13 protein-coding genes are annotated in these 16,175 nt (G+C 61.4%); 1 reads left to right on the top strand and 12 read right to left on the bottom strand.

The features are described 5' to 3' along the window. Window positions 1-435: a PTS sugar transporter subunit IIA gene (locus tag DXB86_RS01070; RefSeq protein ID WP_117735846.1), complete on the bottom strand. Its 435-nt coding sequence runs from the start codon at window positions 433-435 to the stop codon at window positions 1-3. Window positions 436-743: 308 nt separating this feature from the next. On the opposite strand from DXB86_RS01070, the gene DXB86_RS01065 reads away from it, so the two are divergent. After that, entirely contained in the window at window positions 744-1,526 is a 783-nt protein-coding gene (locus DXB86_RS01065) for a GntR family transcriptional regulator (protein WP_158551165.1), read from the top strand. A 219-nt stretch (window positions 1,527-1,745) separates the two neighbouring features. Here the strand turns inward: DXB86_RS01065 and carB are convergent, their stop codons facing one another. The 11 genes from carB to DXB86_RS01010 form a co-directional block, all read right to left on the bottom strand. Then, entirely contained in the window at window positions 1,746-5,060 is a 3,315-nt protein-coding gene (gene carB, locus DXB86_RS01060) for a carbamoyl-phosphate synthase large subunit (RefSeq protein WP_117735845.1), read from the bottom strand. 1 nt (window position 5,061) lies between these two features. Then, window positions 5,062-6,501 (bottom strand): glutamine-hydrolyzing carbamoyl-phosphate synthase small subunit, encoded by a 1,440-nt coding sequence (gene carA / locus DXB86_RS01055; protein ID WP_117735844.1) that lies wholly within the window; start codon window positions 6,499-6,501, stop codon window positions 5,062-5,064. A 206-nt stretch (window positions 6,502-6,707) separates the two neighbouring features. Further along, the gene (locus DXB86_RS01050; protein WP_055251358.1) at window positions 6,708-7,673 is read right to left on the bottom strand and encodes a hypothetical protein; all 966 of its coding nucleotides are present in this window, start codon (window positions 7,671-7,673) and stop codon (window positions 6,708-6,710) included. 19 nt (window positions 7,674-7,692) lie between these two features. Further along, window positions 7,693-9,465: an ABC transporter ATP-binding protein gene (locus DXB86_RS01045; protein WP_117735843.1), complete on the bottom strand. Its 1,773-nt coding sequence runs from the start codon at window positions 9,463-9,465 to the stop codon at window positions 7,693-7,695. Between the two features lie 184 nt (window positions 9,466-9,649). Further along, on the bottom strand, window positions 9,650-10,345 hold the full coding sequence (locus tag DXB86_RS01040) for an NUDIX domain-containing protein (protein WP_199408739.1): 696 nt from the start codon (window positions 10,343-10,345) through the stop codon (window positions 9,650-9,652). A 21-nt stretch (window positions 10,346-10,366) separates the two neighbouring features. Continuing rightward, window positions 10,367-11,671: a phosphoribosylamine--glycine ligase gene (purD, locus tag DXB86_RS01035; protein WP_117735842.1), complete on the bottom strand. Its 1,305-nt coding sequence runs from the start codon at window positions 11,669-11,671 to the stop codon at window positions 10,367-10,369. Between the two features lie 118 nt (window positions 11,672-11,789). Beyond that, window positions 11,790-13,076 carry an adenylosuccinate synthase gene (locus DXB86_RS01030; protein WP_022094075.1) on the bottom strand — a complete coding sequence of 429 codons (1,287 nt, stop codon included), beginning with the start codon at window positions 13,074-13,076 and terminating at the stop codon, window positions 11,790-11,792. Between the two features lie 93 nt (window positions 13,077-13,169). Further along, entirely contained in the window at window positions 13,170-14,567 is a 1,398-nt protein-coding gene (dnaB, locus tag DXB86_RS01025; protein ID WP_006235827.1) for a replicative DNA helicase, read from the bottom strand. A 218-nt stretch (window positions 14,568-14,785) separates the two neighbouring features. Continuing rightward, window positions 14,786-15,325 carry a 50S ribosomal protein L9 gene (gene rplI / locus DXB86_RS01020; RefSeq protein ID WP_022094073.1) on the bottom strand — a complete coding sequence of 180 codons (540 nt, stop codon included), beginning with the start codon at window positions 15,323-15,325 and terminating at the stop codon, window positions 14,786-14,788. 15 nt (window positions 15,326-15,340) lie between these two features. After that, complete coding sequence (gene rpsR, locus DXB86_RS01015) at window positions 15,341-15,607, bottom strand: 30S ribosomal protein S18 (protein ID WP_006235829.1); 267 nt, start codon at window positions 15,605-15,607, stop codon at window positions 15,341-15,343. Window positions 15,608-15,679: 72 nt separating this feature from the next. Next, entirely contained in the window at window positions 15,680-16,132 is a 453-nt protein-coding gene (locus DXB86_RS01010; RefSeq protein WP_006235830.1) for a single-stranded DNA-binding protein, read from the bottom strand. Window positions 16,133-16,175 lie beyond the last annotated feature (43 nt).

Genomic DNA, 16,175 nt, shown 5'->3' with positions numbered 1-16,175 from the left:
CTAGATGTCGTCGTCCTCGTCGTCGGCGTCATCGGTCGGGACAACGAGCTCGGACATACCGTTCTTGCCCTCCTGCAGCATCATCTGCTTGAGGGAATCCAGGTCCATGGTGGCAAGCCCCATCATGGCGGTCATAGCCATGGGCAGATTCATACCGCCGAAGGCAATGGTGTGGGCGAGCAGGCCCTTCTCGGCCAGCGTGTTCATGGCATTGGTGAGCGGCGATCCGCCCAGGATGTCACCAAGCAGGACAACCTCGTCATCGGCGGCAACGGGAGCGAGCATCGCCTTGACGTTCTCGACATACTCGTCAGCGCCCATGCCGTCCACGAGACTCGTCGACAAGATGTTCGGGGCGTCATTGCCGAGCATCTTGAGGACACTGTGCAGTCCGGGAGCGAGCGTTCCGTGACTGACCATTACCAGATACCGCATGCGGTCTCCTCTCGACCTGCCGTGTGTCGCACGGCTTTGCTTTTTGCTGAGATTATTGTTGCGCCGGGGCCTGTTCGGTACAAGAAAATAGTTGCGAACGGCAACTATTCATCGGTTAACGGTAGCAACTATTTTTGTGCCTAAATTATTTTTTCTTCTAATTATTTTTAAAATAGCAGGTAGATTGTCTGATAAATGTTTTATGTTCCTTATGCACCATACATACCAGCAAGAATCGGGCCTGGCATCTCCGGTTTGCTCCGCAGTGTCAGACCATGTCACGTACGCCCACGACATGGAGGTACCCCATGGATATGATCTCGTTTCTCGCCTCCGAACCCTTCGACCGCAGCGGTGATACGCCGCTCTATGTCCAACTTAAACATCGAATCGCCCTGCTTATCGCCAGCCAGGCGTTCGACACCAAGACGCCGCTGCCACGCGAGCTCGAAATCTGTGAGCGGCTAGAGTTATCGCGCGCGACCGTGCGCCGTTGCTTCCAAGATCTCGTCATCGAGGGGCGCGTGGTGCGCAAACGTGGGCAGGGAACGTTCATCAAACCCCAAACCTCAGCACCCGGCATCGACCTGGCCCTGAATTTCAGCGCGCGGATGCGCGAAGCGGGACGGGTTCCGAGCTCGCAGATTCTCGCCTTTTCAAGCATACCGGCCGTCCGCGGCATCGCCTCTGGGCTCAAAGTGCCCGAGGGGACACCCGTCTGGGAGATTCGCCGCCTGCGTCTCGCCAACGACAAACCCATGGAGCTCAACTACGTCTATATCCCCGTGTCACTTTGCCCCGAGCTCACACGCAAAGACGTGGATGGCTCGCTCTACGCCTATATCGCGGAAAAGACCGGCATCCTGCCCGCAAGCGTCGATGCCGTCTACGAGACGGTCAACCTCGACAAGCATGAGGCGCGCCTTTTGGGACAGAACACCGGTAAGGCGGCGATGCGCATCGTGCGTTCGACCTACGACAAGACGGGAACCCCGTTCGAGGTAGGCGTGCTCATCAGCTGCGACGGTCAGGCAAAGCTGCACGTGCACATCGCCGCCGACAAAACAACCTTCACCGCCACAGCCCAATAAATCCAAAACGTGGGCGCCGTCGTTCAAACGAACGACGGCGCCCACACTCATTTTCTATTCAGCCCTAGTCATCGCGCAAAGCCCCTTCGGCAGCACACGGTGCAGCCGAGTCACCGCAGGCCGGGGCGGAGGGGGCCGAGTTTCCCACTGAGCGACTCTGCTTGCAGCCGGAGCGAAGGGGGAAACTCGGCCCCCTCCGCCCCGGCCGGACAGGTCAATCTACACCGTGTGCTGCGGCAGGTCCTGCAGGGCGATGACGTCCATGCCCATGTCGTTGGCGCTGCCGTGACCCTGCTGGTCCTCGCGCACCGCCTCGATGGCACTCACGTACGTGTTGGCGGCAGACATCGCGGTCACGCAGGTCACACCGCGGCGCACCGCCTCGGTGCGCAACAGATAGCCGTCGCCACGCGAGCCCGGACCGTACGGCGTGTTGATGATCACCGCAATCTTGCCATCGGCGATGAGATCGCCGATGTTGGGGCGCTCGCCGTCGTGCGGGCCGCTGATCTTTTCCACGATCTCGCACGTCACGTTGCCTCCACGCAGCACGCGCGCCGTACCCTCGGTAGAGCAGATGTCAAAGCCCAGGTAGCGCAGGATGCGGGCGACCGAAAGGATGTGGCGCTTGTCGCGGTCGCACACGCTGATGAATACCTTGCCGGCGCTCGGGTCGGGCAGCTTGTAGTCGATCGCCAGCTGCGTCTTGGCGTATGCCTCGGGATAGCTCTTGGCGATGCCCATGACCTCGCCCGTCGACTTCATCTCGGGCCCCAGGATGACGTCGGCGCCCGGGAAACGTCCCCAGGGCATGACGGCTTCCTTCATGCAGAACCAGTCCAGCTGACGTTCGTCGCTCGGCAGGCCCAAGCTCGCGATGGAATCGCCTGCCATGATGCGCGCCGCGCACTTGGCCAGCGGCACGCCGGTGGCCTTGGAGATAAACGGCACGGTGCGGCTCGCGCGCGGGTTTGCCTCGATCACGTAGACGGTCTCGCCCTTGATGGCATACTGCACATTGACCAGGCCGCGTACGCCCAGCGCCATCGCGATGCGGCGCGTGGTCTCGCGGAGCTTTGCCTGCAGGCTCTCGCTAAAGCTGAACGGCGGGATGCAGGTCGCAGAGTCGCCGGAGTGAATACCGGCCTCCTCGATATGCTCCAGAATGCCGCCGATGTAGACCTCTTCGCCATCGCACAGGGCGTCGACATCGGACTCGATCGCACCCTCCAGGAAGCGATCCAGATACACCGGGTAGTCGGGGCTAATGCGCGCAGCCTCGGCCATGTAATCGCGCAGATGCTCGGCATCGTAGGCGATCATCATGCCGCGGCCGCCCAGCACGTAGCTCGGACGCACCAGCAGCGGGTAGCCAATATGCGCGGCCACGGCCTCGGCCTCCTCAAACGAGGTTGCCTGGCCCGCCGGCGGATACATAATGCCCAGCTTGTCGAGCAGGGCGGCAAAGCGCTCGCGGTCCTCGGCAAAGTCGATGGCATCGGGCTTGGTGCCCATGATGTTCACGCCGCTCTCCTCGAGCATGCGCGCCAGCTTAAGCGGAGTCTGGCCGCCGAGCGTCACCACGACGCCGTCGGGGCGCTCAACATCGATAACGTCCATGACGTCCTCGTAGGTGAGCGGCTCAAAGTACAGGCGGTCGGACGTGTCATAGTCGGTCGAGACGGTCTCGGGATTGCAGTTGACCATGATGGTCTCGAAGCCGCGGGCCGCCAGCGCGTAGCTCGCGTGCACGCAACAGTAATCGAACTCGATACCCTGGCCAATGCGGTTGGGACCGGCGCCCAGGATCATCGCCTTGGGCTTGTCCGCCGGCGTGGTCTCGTCGGGAGCCACGCACTTCTTGGCATCCGGGCTCGTGCGGTAGATGTTCTCGTACGTCTTGTAATGGTACTCCGTGGCGCTCGAGAACTCGGCGGCGCAGGTATCGACCGTCTTCATGCTGGGAACCACGCCCAGGCCCTTGCGATAAGCGCGAACAAAGCGCTCGTCCGAGCCGGTCAGCGCGGCGATCTCGGCGTCGCTCGTGCCGTACTGCTTGAGCAGGCGCATCGCGTCGGCGTCGATATCCTCCACACGCAGGCCGCGGATGCTCTCCTGGACCTGCACCATATCGTTGATGCGATTGAGATACCACGGATCGATACCGCAAATGGCGTGGATGCGCGCAACATCCCAGCCGCGGCGCAGGGCCTCGACCACAAAGAAGATGCGGTGCTCGGTCGGGGTACCCACGGCCTGGGCGAGTTCATCGTCGCTCAGTTTATCGGCACCCTCCTTGCCGCCAGCGCAAATGCCCTGGTGTCCATCCTCCAGCGAGCGCATAGCCTTGCCAAAGGCCTCCTCAAAGGTGCGGCCGATCGCCATAATCTCGCCCACGGCCTTCATGCGCGTGGTGAGCGTGGGGTCGGTGCCCTTGAACTTCTCAAAGGCAAAGCGCGGCACCTTGACCACGCAGTAGTCGATCGTGGGCTCAAAGCAGGCGGGCGTGGCCTTGGTGATGTCGTTGACGATCTCGTCGAGCGTGTAGCCCACGGCCAGGCGAGCGGCGGCCTTGGCGATGGGGAAACCCGTGGCCTTGGAGGCCAGCGCGGACGAACGGCTCACGCGCGGGTTCATCTCGATGACGATCAGGCGGCCGGTCTGGGGGTTCACGGCAAACTGCACGTTGGAGCCGCCGGTCTCGACGCCGATCTTCTCCAAGATGGCGAGCGAGGCGACACGCATGCGCTGATACTCCAGGTCGGAGAGGGTCTGCGCCGGCGCCACGGTGATGGAGTCGCCGGTGTGCACGCCCATGGGGTCGAGATTCTCGATGGAGCACACGATGATGCCGTTGCCGGCGTGGTCACGCATGACCTCCATCTCATACTCTTTCCAGCCCTCGATGGACTCCTCGACCAGCACCTCGTGGGCAGGCGAGAGCTCCAGGCCCTGGCTCACGATGGAGACAAGCTCCTCGTGGGTGTGAGCGATGCCGCCGCCGGCGCCGCCGAGGGTAAAGCTCGGGCGCAGTACACAGGGATAGCCCACGCGCTCGGCGATAGCCTCGGCGTCGGCCACGCTGTAGGCATAGCCCGAGCGCGCGACCTCCAGGCCGATCTCGGCCATGGCCTCGTTAAAGAGCTTGCGGTCCTCGCCGCGCTCGATAGCGGCCAGGTCGCAGCCGATCATCTCGACGCCGTACTTGTCCAGCGTGCCGTCTTTCGCCAGCTCGACGGCGGCGTTCAGACCGGTCTGGCCGCCCAGCGTGGGCAGCAGCGCGTCCGGGCGCTCTTTCTTGATCACGCGCTCGATAAACTCGGCGGTGATGGGCTCGACATAGGTGCGGTCGGCCAAGCCCGGGTCGGTCATGATGGTCGCCGGGTTGGAGTTGACCAGGATGACCTCAAAGCCATCCTCCTTGAGCACCTTGCAGGCCTGGGCGCCGGAGTAGTCGAACTCGCAGGCCTGGCCAATAACGATGGGGCCCGAACCAATAACGAGGATGCGCTTGATGTCAGTACGTTTAGGCATGTTAGTTCTCCTCGGTCGCAGCGTTCTCGGACTCGGCGAAATTCCAGCCGGCGAGACGGTCCTTCGCGGTGTCGATGTCCAGGTAGTTCTCCTCGCCGTCCATGAGTCGCGTAAAGGCGGTAAAGAGATAGTGGGCATCGGTGGGGCCGGGCGAGGCCTCGGGGTGGTACTGGACCGAGAAACACGGGGCGTCGAGCAGCTGGATGCCCTCGGCGGTGCCGTCGTTGAGGTTCACATGTGTCAGGCGAATGCGGCCGAAGCGCTCGTTCATCACAACCGGCGCGATGCCGCGGCGCACCCAGACGCGCAGGTCACCGTCGGCCGCATGCTCGGTTTCGCCGCCGGAAAGCTCCGGAATCAGTTTGCCCAGACTGGGGAACAGCAGGCCAAAGCCGTGGTTTTGCGCGGTGATCTCCACGCGACGGCTCACCAGATTCATAACCGGCTGGTTACCGCCACGGTGACCGAATTTAAGCTTTTCCATTTGGGCGCCGCAGGCCAGGCTGATCATCTGGTGACCAAGACAAATACCAAAGACCGGCACCTTGCCGATCAGCTGCTGCACCTGCTCGTAGGTCTCCACCACGGCATCGGGGTCGCCGGGGCCGTTGGACAAAAAGACGCCGTCGGGATTCATGTCGAGCACCTCACTCGCGGGCGTATCCCACGGCACGACGGTAAGGTCGCAGCCGGCGCGGACCAGCCCCTCCAGAATGCCGCGCTTCACACCGCAGTCGTAGGCGACCACTTTGTGACGGGCAGGAGCGGCAGGAGCCAGCGCAAAGTCATGCGTGGCAGGCAGGTCGGCGGCCACAAACTCGTGAGGCGCGGGGCAACTTACGGTCTTGACCAGGTTCTCGCCTACCAGCGTGGGCGCTGCGGCCAGACGCTCGGCAAGCTCGTCGACGTCGAAGATCTCTGTCGAGATAATGCCCATCTTGGAACCATTGTCGCGCAGATGGCGCACCAGAGCGCGGGTGTCGACACCCTCGATAGCGACGATGCCGTGAGCGCGCAGGTACTCCGGCACGCTGACGGCCGAGCGCCAGTTAGAAGGCGTGGCGCACATGTCGCGAACGATCATGCCGCGCATAGCCGGAGCGCTCGCAGGGCGCGCGGCGTCGCCGGGGAAGGCCGACTGGACATCGGTCTCGTCGATACCGTAATTGCCGATCTGCGGATAGGTCATGGTTACAATTTGGCCGGCATAACTCGGGTCGGTCATGACCTCAAAGTAGCCCTCGAGCGAAGTGTTGAAGCAGACTTCGCCGGTCGCGGTGCCCTCGGCGCCGCATGCACGTCCATAAAAAATGGTCCCATCCTCAAGATACAGGATACAGGGACCGCAGGTGCCCTTGCTGGTTTTGGCCAGCATACGCTGGCAAAGCTCGCTGGGCGCGAAGGTGCGGGCGGCAGCGCCCGCGGTATGGTTGTTCGCCATAATTCTCCTTCCCGGTCTCACAGGACCGGCTTAAAGGTGTGTAGTTAGGCCTCGCGGTATTGTAACCGCAAGCATGCCTCATGGCGTTAATTTCATCGAAATGTTTACGAAATGATAATTATGACTTTCTATGCATAATGATTTTTCTGGGACGGGGATTAAAAATCATCCCGCGGGGCTTGTGGCTCACGCGGGATGATGGCGTCTTACTTTTTCTTGTCCTGTTCCAGCAGATCGGACGGTGAGCGATCGGGCTTGCCGCCGCGGAAAATCTCGCGGCCATGCAGACGATGCTCCAGGTCACGTTCGGCCTTTTCCTCGTCAATCTTGGTCTGGCTCACCACCGGGTCCTCGATCAGCGACGAAACCGAGTTCACCTGTTTTTGAATGCGCTCGGCAATGGTGTCGTCCATGCTTACGATGCGCATCTTCCAGTCGATACTCGTGGCGTTGGATGAGCTCTTGGTCCACACAAACGTCAAAATGGCGCTCTGATGACCCCGCGCGGGGAACATGCCAAAAAAGGAATCGTGCTGAATGTTGCTATCCTCGTCGATATAGGCGTGAACGTTATACACCACGCGGTCAATCTTGTCGTTGAGCAGGGCGTTGGTCGCAAGCGCCGCGGCCTGGATCTGCCCGTTGGACAGCAGCTCGAGCTCATTGGCAGACGACGTGTCCAACACCGTCACCTCAACCGTGCCCGTGCGCTCATCGGCCTCGTCGACAGAAAAATCGAGCGGGAACTGCGTAAAGCCGTTGCCCCATTCGAGTCCACCCTTGAGCGCGGTCGAGACGGTATCCACCGAAACGCTCTCGGACAGGTTGGCGGTATTCAGACGGCGCATCACGCCGTAGCCGATCTGCATGCCCACGATCAGCACCAGAATACCGATGACCACGGCCATCGCGGTCTTCGTAATGGTATGGCTCACCTGCGAGCCCGAAGGATCGTCCTCGGACAGCGGGTCGATATGTTTTGCCTGGCTCGCGCGGTCCTCGCTGCGCAGCTGCGCTAGCGCCGCTTTGTCACCGCGCTTGGCCGCAGCCTCCTTCTCACGCATGCGCTCGGTTCGCTTTTTGGCAAGCGTGGGATCCAAGACGCCGGATGCATCGATTTCGGAGAATAACTCCGTCACTTCTTCCGGAGTCAAAGGGTTCTTGTCAGCCATAAACTTCCTGTCATATCAATCAGTCGAGCTCGTGCGCACGCGCACCTTCGAACTGCATTCGATAGTAACGGGCATAGGTGCCGCCACGGGCGAGAAGCTCCTCGTGCGTGCCACGCTCCACAACGCGACCATGCTCAACGGTCGCAATCTCATCGGCATGCTTAATGGTCGAAAGACGATGGGCGATGATAATCGTGGTGCGGCCGCGTGCCAGCTCTTCGAGTGACTCCTGCACCGCCTCCTCGCTCTCGTTATCCAAAGCACTCGTCGCCTCGTCCAAAATCAGGATCTTGGGGTTCTTGAGAAACACGCGCGCGATGGCAACGCGCTGTTTCTGTCCGCCCGAAAGACGGCTGCCGCGCTCGCCCACGACCGTGTCATAGCCCTGTGGAAGCGACTCGATAAAGGCATCGATGTTGGCGCGACGGGCGGCCTCGGCGATCTCTTCTGCCGTAGCGCCCGGCTTGCCGTAGGCGATGTTCTCGCCGATTGTTCCGTCAAACAGGTAGACATCCTGCTGCACCAGGCCGATGGCGCGGCGCAGGCTCTGCTGCGTCACATCGCGCACGTCCTGGCCGTCGATGCTAATGGATCCGGCAGCCACGTCATAAAAGCGCGGCAGCAGCGAACAGGTCGTGGACTTGCCACCGCCCGAAGGGCCAACCAAAGCGATGGTCTGCCCGGGCTTGATGGACAGATTCATATGGTCGATAACGGGACGCTCTTCGGCATCGCCCTCGCCCAGCTCAACATCCTCGTAGTTAAAGCACACGTCGTGATAATCCACGGCGCCGGCGGTCACCTGCAGATCCGTGGCGCCCGGCTTGTCCTGGATATCCGGCGCGGTCGAGAGCACCTCGTCCATACGCTTAAAGCCGGCGATAGCCTTCTGATACGTTTCGGCCGAATTGACGAGTGTCTCGAGCGGCGTGCAGAACAGCGAAATATAGAGTGCAAAGGTCGCCATATCGACCGCCTGCAGCTGCCCCTGGGCGACCAGCCAGCCGCCCAGCAGCACCACGATCACATAGAGCACACCCGAAAGCAGGCCATACGTCGCGGTATAGACGCCCATGGCGTGATACATGTTCTCCTTGGACGAAAGATAGCGATTGTTTGAGGCGCGGAACTTGAAGCGTTCGGTCTCCTCATTGGCAAAGCTCTTGACCACGCGCATGCCCGCCAGCGAATCCTGCAGCTGCGCATTGATGCCGCTGATCTTTTTGCGGTTGTCGCTAAAGACCTCGCGCATGCGCATGTTCTGCCAAAACATGATGGCCGAAAACGCCGCCGTCACCACGGCCATGGCGAGCGCCAGCACCGGGGCGATGGTAAAGAGGATCACAAACGAGCCGATAATCTCGATGCCGCAGATGATGATCCACTCGGGCACGTGATGCGCCGCCTCGCAGATATCGAACAGGTCGTTGACCACGCGGCTCATCATGTCGCCCGAGCTGTTGCGGTCGAAGTACGCAAAGCTGAAGCGCTCATACTGGTCGAACAGGTCCTCGCGCATCTTGGACTCCATGCGCGCGCCCATCACGTGACCCCAATAGCTCACAAAGTAGCGGCAGGCGCAGCGGACGGCATACATCAACACCAAGCCCACCGCGATCATGCCGAGCGCCTGCATAATGGCAGCCTGACCCTGAGTAAATAGCCCACCGGTCAAATTGCGCAGGATAATGGGGAACGCCAGGTCAATGGCGGCAAGCACCAGAGCGCAAACAGTATCAGCAACAAAAAGCCCCATCTGGGGCTCGTAGTAAGAAAGAAACCTCTTAAACATAGTCACCTTACGCGGTTTTACCAAACCGCGTTTCGTCTCGACGCTGCAAGTGCTCCATTTGGACAATCTGGCCTTCAATCGTCGGTCGCGTATATCCATACGCTTCCCTCCTCTTTTAGGCCACCTTGTCTCAATTGGAGCACTTTCGCTGACTTACACAAACCTGCGGGATCATCCCCGCTCGTTAAAGATCGGCCCCACCCAAGCGGTGCGCGATGCTGTCGCAGGCAAGCGCGCCTACGACGGTCTTGGCGTCTTCGATCTTGCCGTCGAGCACGGCGTCGATCAGCTCGTGCAGCGGCACCAGGTCCACGTTGACAAACTCGTCATCATCGGGGTTGGGCGCATCAAACTCGAGCTTGGTAGCCAAGTAGATGCGGATGATCTCATCGCAAAAACCGCAGGACGTGACAATCGACGTCAAAAAGCGAATACGACCAGCCCTAAAGCCCGTCTCCTCATGCAGTTCGCGCTTGGCGCAATCGAGCGGATCCTCGCCTGGATCGAGCTTGCCGGCGGGAATCTCGACCGTCACGCGGTCGATGGCGGTGCGGTACTGACGCACCAGTACGATCTTGCCGCTCTCGGTCAGCGCCACGACGGCCGCCGCACCCGGATGGCGAACGATATCGCGGGCGCTGCGGCGACCGTTGGGCAGCTCAACCTCAAGACGGTGGACGTCGAGGATCTTGCCCTTCCAGGCGCACTCCTCCGAAAGAATCTTCTCGTGCAGCTCGGCATCGTGCGGGTCGTCGTCGCCCAGCACCAGCGCCGGCTCGTCAGCGACCTCGCCACCAGGCTCGCCCTCGGCGTGCCCATACATGCGGCTGTCCTCTTCGACGATCTGCGCGTCCACGAGCTCTTCGTTCTTCTCGTCCATCCGTCTCATTCCTCTCGGATTTTAGGCATCCCAGGCGTCGCGGCCGCGCAGCGCGCGCAGGCCGATGTCGTGACGCAGGGTCTTGCCCTCAAAATCAATCTTCTCGCAAGCCTCGTAGGCAAGGTTGCGAGCGTTCTCAAACGTGTCGCCCAGAGCGGTCACGGCAAGCACGCGGCCACCATTGGTCACGAGCTGGCCGTCCACCACGGCAGTACCCGCGTGGTAAACGGTCACGTTCTCCATGGCCTCGGCATCCTCAATGCCAGTGATGACCTTGCCCTTCTCGTAGCTGCCGGGATAGCCCGCGCTCGTCAGGACAACGGCCACGGCCCACTCGTCACGCCAGTCGAGCTCAATCTGATCGAGCTCGCAGTTGGCGCAGGCGAGCATGACCTCGACCAGGTCGTTCTTAAGGCGCGGCAGCACAACCTGAGTCTCGGGATCACCAAAGCGGGCGTTGAACTCCAGCACCTTGGGGCCGGCGGGGGTGAGCATAAAGCCGCCATACAGGCAGCCGCGGTAGTCGATGCCCTCGGCAGCAAGCTCGGCCACGGTCTGCTCCATGACCGCCACCATCGTGGCGTGCTCTTCATCGGTCACGATGGGCACCGGGCTGTAGACGCCCATGCCACCGGTGTTGGGGCCCTTGTCGCCCTCGAGCGCGCGCTTGTGGTCCTGCGAAGTGGCCATGGGGCGCACGGTCTTGCCGTCGGTAAAGGCCAGCAGCGAGCACTCGGGACCGGTCAGCATCTCCTCGATGACCACGGTGCTGCCGGCATCGCCAAAGGTGCCGCCAAAGCACTCGCGCACGGCCTCCTCGGCCTGCTCAAGTTCGGTCGCCACGATAACGCCCTTGCCCGCGGCAAGGCCGTCGGCCTTGACGACCAGCGGGGCGCCCTGCTCGCGCACGTAGGCGAGAGCCGAAGCCTCGTCGGTAAACGAACCATAGGCTGCCGTCGGAATGCCCGCACGCTCCATGAGCTGCTTGGAGAACAGCTTGGAGCCCTCCATCTGGGCGCCCTCGGCACCCGGGCCAAAGCAGGGAATACCCGCCGCGCGCACGGCGTCGGCCACGCCCGCCACGAGCGGAGCCTCGGGGCCAATTACCACGAGTCCGCATCCGTGGCTCTGAGCAAACGCCGCCACGGCCGCGGGATCGCAGTCTTCGAGAACAACGTTCTCGCCGCAGCTCGCGGTGCCGCCGTTACCCGGCGCAATGTAGAGCTTGCCGGCGCGCGGTGATGCTGCGAGCTTTGCTGCCAAAGCATGCTCGCGGCCGCCGCTGCCCAACAACAGGATGTCGATGGTTTGAGTGTCCGCCTTCAAGGGTGCCTCCTCTATGGATGAATGGCCCGCTCCGCGCGAGCCCTTTGCAAGCAAATATACCCCTCGGCCGCCCACTTGGGCTGCAAAGGGGTATATCGCAATAACCAAATAGTCCCGATTACTTCCAGAATCGGTTGATGATCTGCTCGCGACCAGCGCCAACGCCAATAAACGTCACGCGGGTGTGTGCCAGATCCTCGATAAACGCCACGTAGTCCTGAGCCTCTTGCGGCAGCTCATCAAAGCTGCGGCAACCGGTGATGTCGCACTTCCAGCCGGGGAGCTCCTCGTAGATGGGCTTGGCATGCTCAAAGCGCACCTGATGCTCGGGCACGCTGGTGTAGCGCTCGCCATCGACGTCGTATGCCACGCACACCTTGATGGTGTCGAAAGCCGAAAGCACGTCAAGCTTGGTCACGGCGATGTCGGTGAGGCCGTTGACGCGCGAGGCATAGTTGGCGATAGGGCCGTCAAACCAGCCGCAACGACGACGGCGACCGGTGGTCACGCCGTACTCATAGCCCTCCTCGGTCAGCGTGTGGCCGGCCTCGGACTCATAGGAAAGCTCGGTGGGCATGGGGCCCGAACCGACGCGGGTGATGTAGGCCTTCATGACGCCCAGCACGCGGTCGACGTTCTTCATGCCCACGCCGGAACCGGTGATGGCGCCGCCGGCGGTGCAGTTAGAAGACGTCACGTACGGATAGGTGCCGTGGTCGATGTCGAGCAGCGTCGCCTGGGCGCCCTCAAACAGCAGGTCCTTGCCCTCATCGATCATGTTGTTGAGCAGCAGGCTCGTCTCGGTGATGTAGGGGCGCAGGCGCTCGGCCATCGGCAGGTACTCGTCGCAAATCTGGTCCACGGTGTAGGTGGGCAGGTTGTAGATGAGCTCGAGCTCAGGGTTCACGCGGGCGAGAGCGGTCTCCAGCTTGTCGCGGAACAGTGCCTCGTCCAGCATGTCCTGCATGCGCAGGCCGATGCGGGCCATCTTGTCCTGATAGCACGGACCGATACCGCGCTTGGTGGTACCGATGTTCTTCTTGCCGAGCTTCTGCTCAAAGGCGCCATCCAGATCGATGTGGTACGGCATGATGACATGCGCGTTGCCGCTAATCTTGAGGTTCTTGGTGGTGATGCCGTCGGCCTCGAACATGTCGATCTCCTCAAGGACAACCTTGGGGTTGACGACGCAGCCGTTACCGATCACCGACACGTGGTCGGAATACATGATGCCGGAGGGCACCTGGTGCAGGCCGTACTTCTTGCCGTTGACGACGATGGTGTGACCGGCGTTGTTGCCGCCCGAGTAGCGCACGACGGCATCGAAGTCGCCGGCGACCAGGTCGCAAATCTTACCCTTGCCCTCATCGCCCCACTGGGCACCGACCAAAACGGTTGACGGCATGTTTACTCCTTACATTCATGGACTGTCTACGCGCCACGCCGGCACGCAGAAGCACAAAACATTCCCAGTATACCCGTGCAACGGGTGCCTGTCCTACTCCTCGGCATGTGCCCCATCAAGCTCATAGAACTTCGTGGATGCCGGCAGGAACATCAGGTCGACGTCGCCGATCGGGCCCGAACGGTTCTTGGCCACGACAATACGCGTAACGCCCTCGTCGGGTCGATCGTCGCGCGAGGCTTCGGCCTCGTCGGCGGAGCGGTCCAAGAACATAACGATATCGGCGTCCTGCTCGATGGAGCCCGATTCACGAAGGTCGGAAAGCTGCGGGCGCTTGCCGGTACGGGATTCGACCTGACGCGAGAGCTGCGACAGCGCGATGAGCGGGATCTTGAGCTCCTTGGCCATGATCTTCAGACCACGCGACATCTCGGAGACCTCGACGGTACGGCTCTCGGAGCGGCGTCCCGGCGGAGGACTCACCAGCTGCAGGTAGTCCAGGATGATGATAGCTTTCTCCTTGTTGTGGAGCATGCGGCGGCTCTTGGCGCGAATCTCGGTCACTGTGGTGCCGGGCGTATCGTCAATCAGAATATCGAGCTTGGACAAGGTCTGCGTGGCCTCGTTGATATTTGCCCACTGCTCGGGGCTAATGCGGCCCATGCGGAAGTCACTGATCGAGATCATGGCGTAGGCGCAAATCAGACGCTGGGCAATTTCCTTGCCCGACATCTCCAGCGAGAAGAAGCCGACGGTATAACCGGCAGCGGCAGCGTTGAGCGCCAGATTCAGGGCGAACGACGTCTTACCCACAGCAGGGCGGGCGCCGATGATGATGAGCTGGCCCTCGCGAAAACCCATGAGCATGCGGTCGAGCGACGGGAAGCCCGTGGGCACGCCCGCAGCCTGGCCGCCTGCCTGGCACACTTCCTCGGCCTCGTTATAGGCCTCGACCATAAACTCGGTCAGCGTCTTGTAGCTCGACTTGACCTCGCGCGCCGTGACCTTGAGCAACTTGCTCTCGGCCAGCTCCACGACCTCTTTGGTATCGGTGGGAGCGTTATAGGCCAGCGCGTTGATCTCGTTGGTGGCGCCGATCAGCTCACGCAGCATCGAATCGCGGCGAACGATAGCGGCATGGTGCTGCCAGTTGACGAGCGACAGGGTCTGACCCATCAACTCCAAAATGTAGGCCTCGCCGCCCACGGCATCAAGCTTGTTGATGCTTCGCAGGTAATCGATCAGCGAGATGGAGTCGATGGGAATGCGGCTGTTGTACATATCGACCATCGCGGTATAGATGGTCTTATGAATGGGCCGGTAGAAGTCATCGGGCTGCAGCTCGACCTGGGCCTCTTCGACCACCTCGGGCGATAGCAGCATAGCGGCCAGTACATTGGCCTCTGCATCTTGGTTTTGGGGAAGACCCAACTTGGAGCCGCGGTCCTCAACCGTCAGCCCGGTCTCCCTATCGTCATATGCCATGAGCATCCTCATTCATATCGCTTGCGAGCATCCATAGTATCAGCCACGGTCCCAAAACGCGCCGCGCGCCGCCAATCATCACCGAACCAAACGGATGAACGGTCCTGTATATAGGACTTCGACGCAACGTTCACCATGAAACTCACTCAGCGCAAAAAACAAAAGGGCGCCCTGGTTTCCCAGAGCGCCCTTCTTAGAACAAGATTGTTGCGTTGCAGCAAATGCTACTCGGCAGCAGCCTCAGTCTCGACCTCGGCGGTCTCGGCCTCGGCGACCTCAGCGGCCTCCTCGACCTCAGCCTCGGCAGCGAGCTCCTCGGCGGTAACGCCGACGAGAACGACAACCTCGGCCTTGATCTCGCGGTACAGCGAGATGGCAACGGTGTGGGCACCGGCAACCTTGATGGGCTTACCGAGCTCGACGCGCTTGCGGTCGATGTCCATACCGAGCTGAGCCTTGATGGCGTCAGCGATCATAGCGGCGGTAACGGAGCCAAAGAGGATGCCCTCGTCGCCGACCTTGACGTCAACGGTGACCGTCTTGCCCTCGAAGGCAGCCTTGGTCTCGTTGGCGGTAGCCAGACGGACGGCCTCGCGCTTGGCGATGTTGTTGCGACGCTCGTCAAGCTGCTTGAGGTTGCCCTTGGTGGCGGCAACAGCGAGCTTCTTGGGGAACAGGAAGTTCTCAGCGTAACCCTGAGCGACCTCTACGACGTCACCCTCGCCGCCCTTGCCCTTGATCTCATCGAGAAGAATAACCTTCATGATGCGTCTCCCTTCTTAGCCGCGGTCGCGGTTGCCACGAGAGGAAACCACGGGGACGGTGTACGGCAGGAGTGCCATCTCGCGGGCGCGCTTGATGGCATTGGCGATGTCATGCTGATGCTGCGTGCAAGCGCCAGTGACGCGACGGGGCTTGATCTTGCCACGGTCGGTCATGTACTTACGGAGAAGCTGAGTGTCCTTATAGTCGATGAACTCAGTGTTCTCCTTGCAGAACTGGCAGTACTTACGACGCGGCTGACGTGCAGAAAAATCATTAGCCATGTCAAAATACCTTTCATTTGGCAACTTCGGCGAACCGAAGCCGCCTCTCACTCAAAAATAGGTGAACAACCCTTAGAACGGGATGTCCTCATCGTAGACGTCGACCGCGGGCGGCGTAGCCACCGGTGCGGCAGGACGTGCTGCGGGCGCGGGAGCTGCGGGGGCGTAACCACCCTGATCGTAGCCACCCTGGCCACCACGGGAGCTCATAAACTCGATCTCATCGACGATGACCTCAAGCTTGCTCCGGCGCTGGCCGTCGCGCTCCCAAGAGCTGTAGCGCAGCTTGCCCTCGATCGCGACCTTGTTTCCCTTTGCCAGGAAACGGCTCACGGCCTCGGCGCGGGTGCCGAACATGGTGCAGTCGACAAAGTTGGGATAGTCCTCCCACTCGCCAGTCTGCGCGTTGCGGCGACGATCGTTCACGGCGACGCCAAAGGACAGAACCTGGGTTCCGCCGGCGGTGGCGCGCAGCTCGGGATCGCGGGTGAGGTTACCGGTGATGTTCACTCGATTGATGCTCATAACTCACTACTTCCTCTTGGGGCACAAGCCCAGTCCAAAACGA

The sequence above is a fragment of the Collinsella sp. OM06-18AC genome (genome assembly GCF_003438785.1).
In the GTDB taxonomy this organism is placed as follows: Bacteria; Actinomycetota; Coriobacteriia; order Coriobacteriales; family Coriobacteriaceae; genus Collinsella.
The sequence above is the reverse complement of the archived record's forward strand: the minus strand, read 5'-3'. Positions and strand labels throughout refer to the sequence as shown.

What these genes read in the sequence shown, in the direction of transcription:
- DXB86_RS01070 (WP_117735846.1), bottom strand. Translation starts at nt 435, where the DNA reads ATGCGGTATCTGGTAATGGTCAGTCACGGAACGCTCGCTCCCGGACTG.
- DXB86_RS01065 (WP_158551165.1), top strand. Translation starts at nt 744, where the DNA reads ATGGATATGATCTCGTTTCTCGCCTCCGAACCCTTCGACCGCAGCGGT.
- carB (WP_117735845.1), bottom strand. Translation starts at nt 5,060, where the DNA reads ATGCCTAAACGTACTGACATCAAGCGCATCCTCGTTATTGGTTCGGGC.
- carA (WP_117735844.1), bottom strand. Translation starts at nt 6,501, where the DNA reads ATGGCGAACAACCATACCGCGGGCGCTGCCGCCCGCACCTTCGCGCCC.
- DXB86_RS01050 (WP_055251358.1), bottom strand. Translation starts at nt 7,673, where the DNA reads ATGGCTGACAAGAACCCTTTGACTCCGGAAGAAGTGACGGAGTTATTC.
- DXB86_RS01045 (WP_117735843.1), bottom strand. Translation starts at nt 9,465, where the DNA reads ATGTTTAAGAGGTTTCTTTCTTACTACGAGCCCCAGATGGGGCTTTTT.
- DXB86_RS01040 (WP_199408739.1), bottom strand. Translation starts at nt 10,345, where the DNA reads ATGGACGAGAAGAACGAAGAGCTCGTGGACGCGCAGATCGTCGAAGAG.
- DXB86_RS01030 (WP_022094075.1), bottom strand. Translation starts at nt 13,076, where the DNA reads ATGCCGTCAACCGTTTTGGTCGGTGCCCAGTGGGGCGATGAGGGCAAG.
- dnaB (WP_006235827.1), bottom strand. Translation starts at nt 14,567, where the DNA reads ATGCTCATGGCATATGACGATAGGGAGACCGGGCTGACGGTTGAGGAC.
- rplI (WP_022094073.1), bottom strand. Translation starts at nt 15,325, where the DNA reads ATGAAGGTTATTCTTCTCGATGAGATCAAGGGCAAGGGCGGCGAGGGT.
- rpsR (WP_006235829.1), bottom strand. Translation starts at nt 15,607, where the DNA reads ATGGCTAATGATTTTTCTGCACGTCAGCCGCGTCGTAAGTACTGCCAG.
- DXB86_RS01010 (WP_006235830.1), bottom strand. Translation starts at nt 16,132, where the DNA reads ATGAGCATCAATCGAGTGAACATCACCGGTAACCTCACCCGCGATCCC.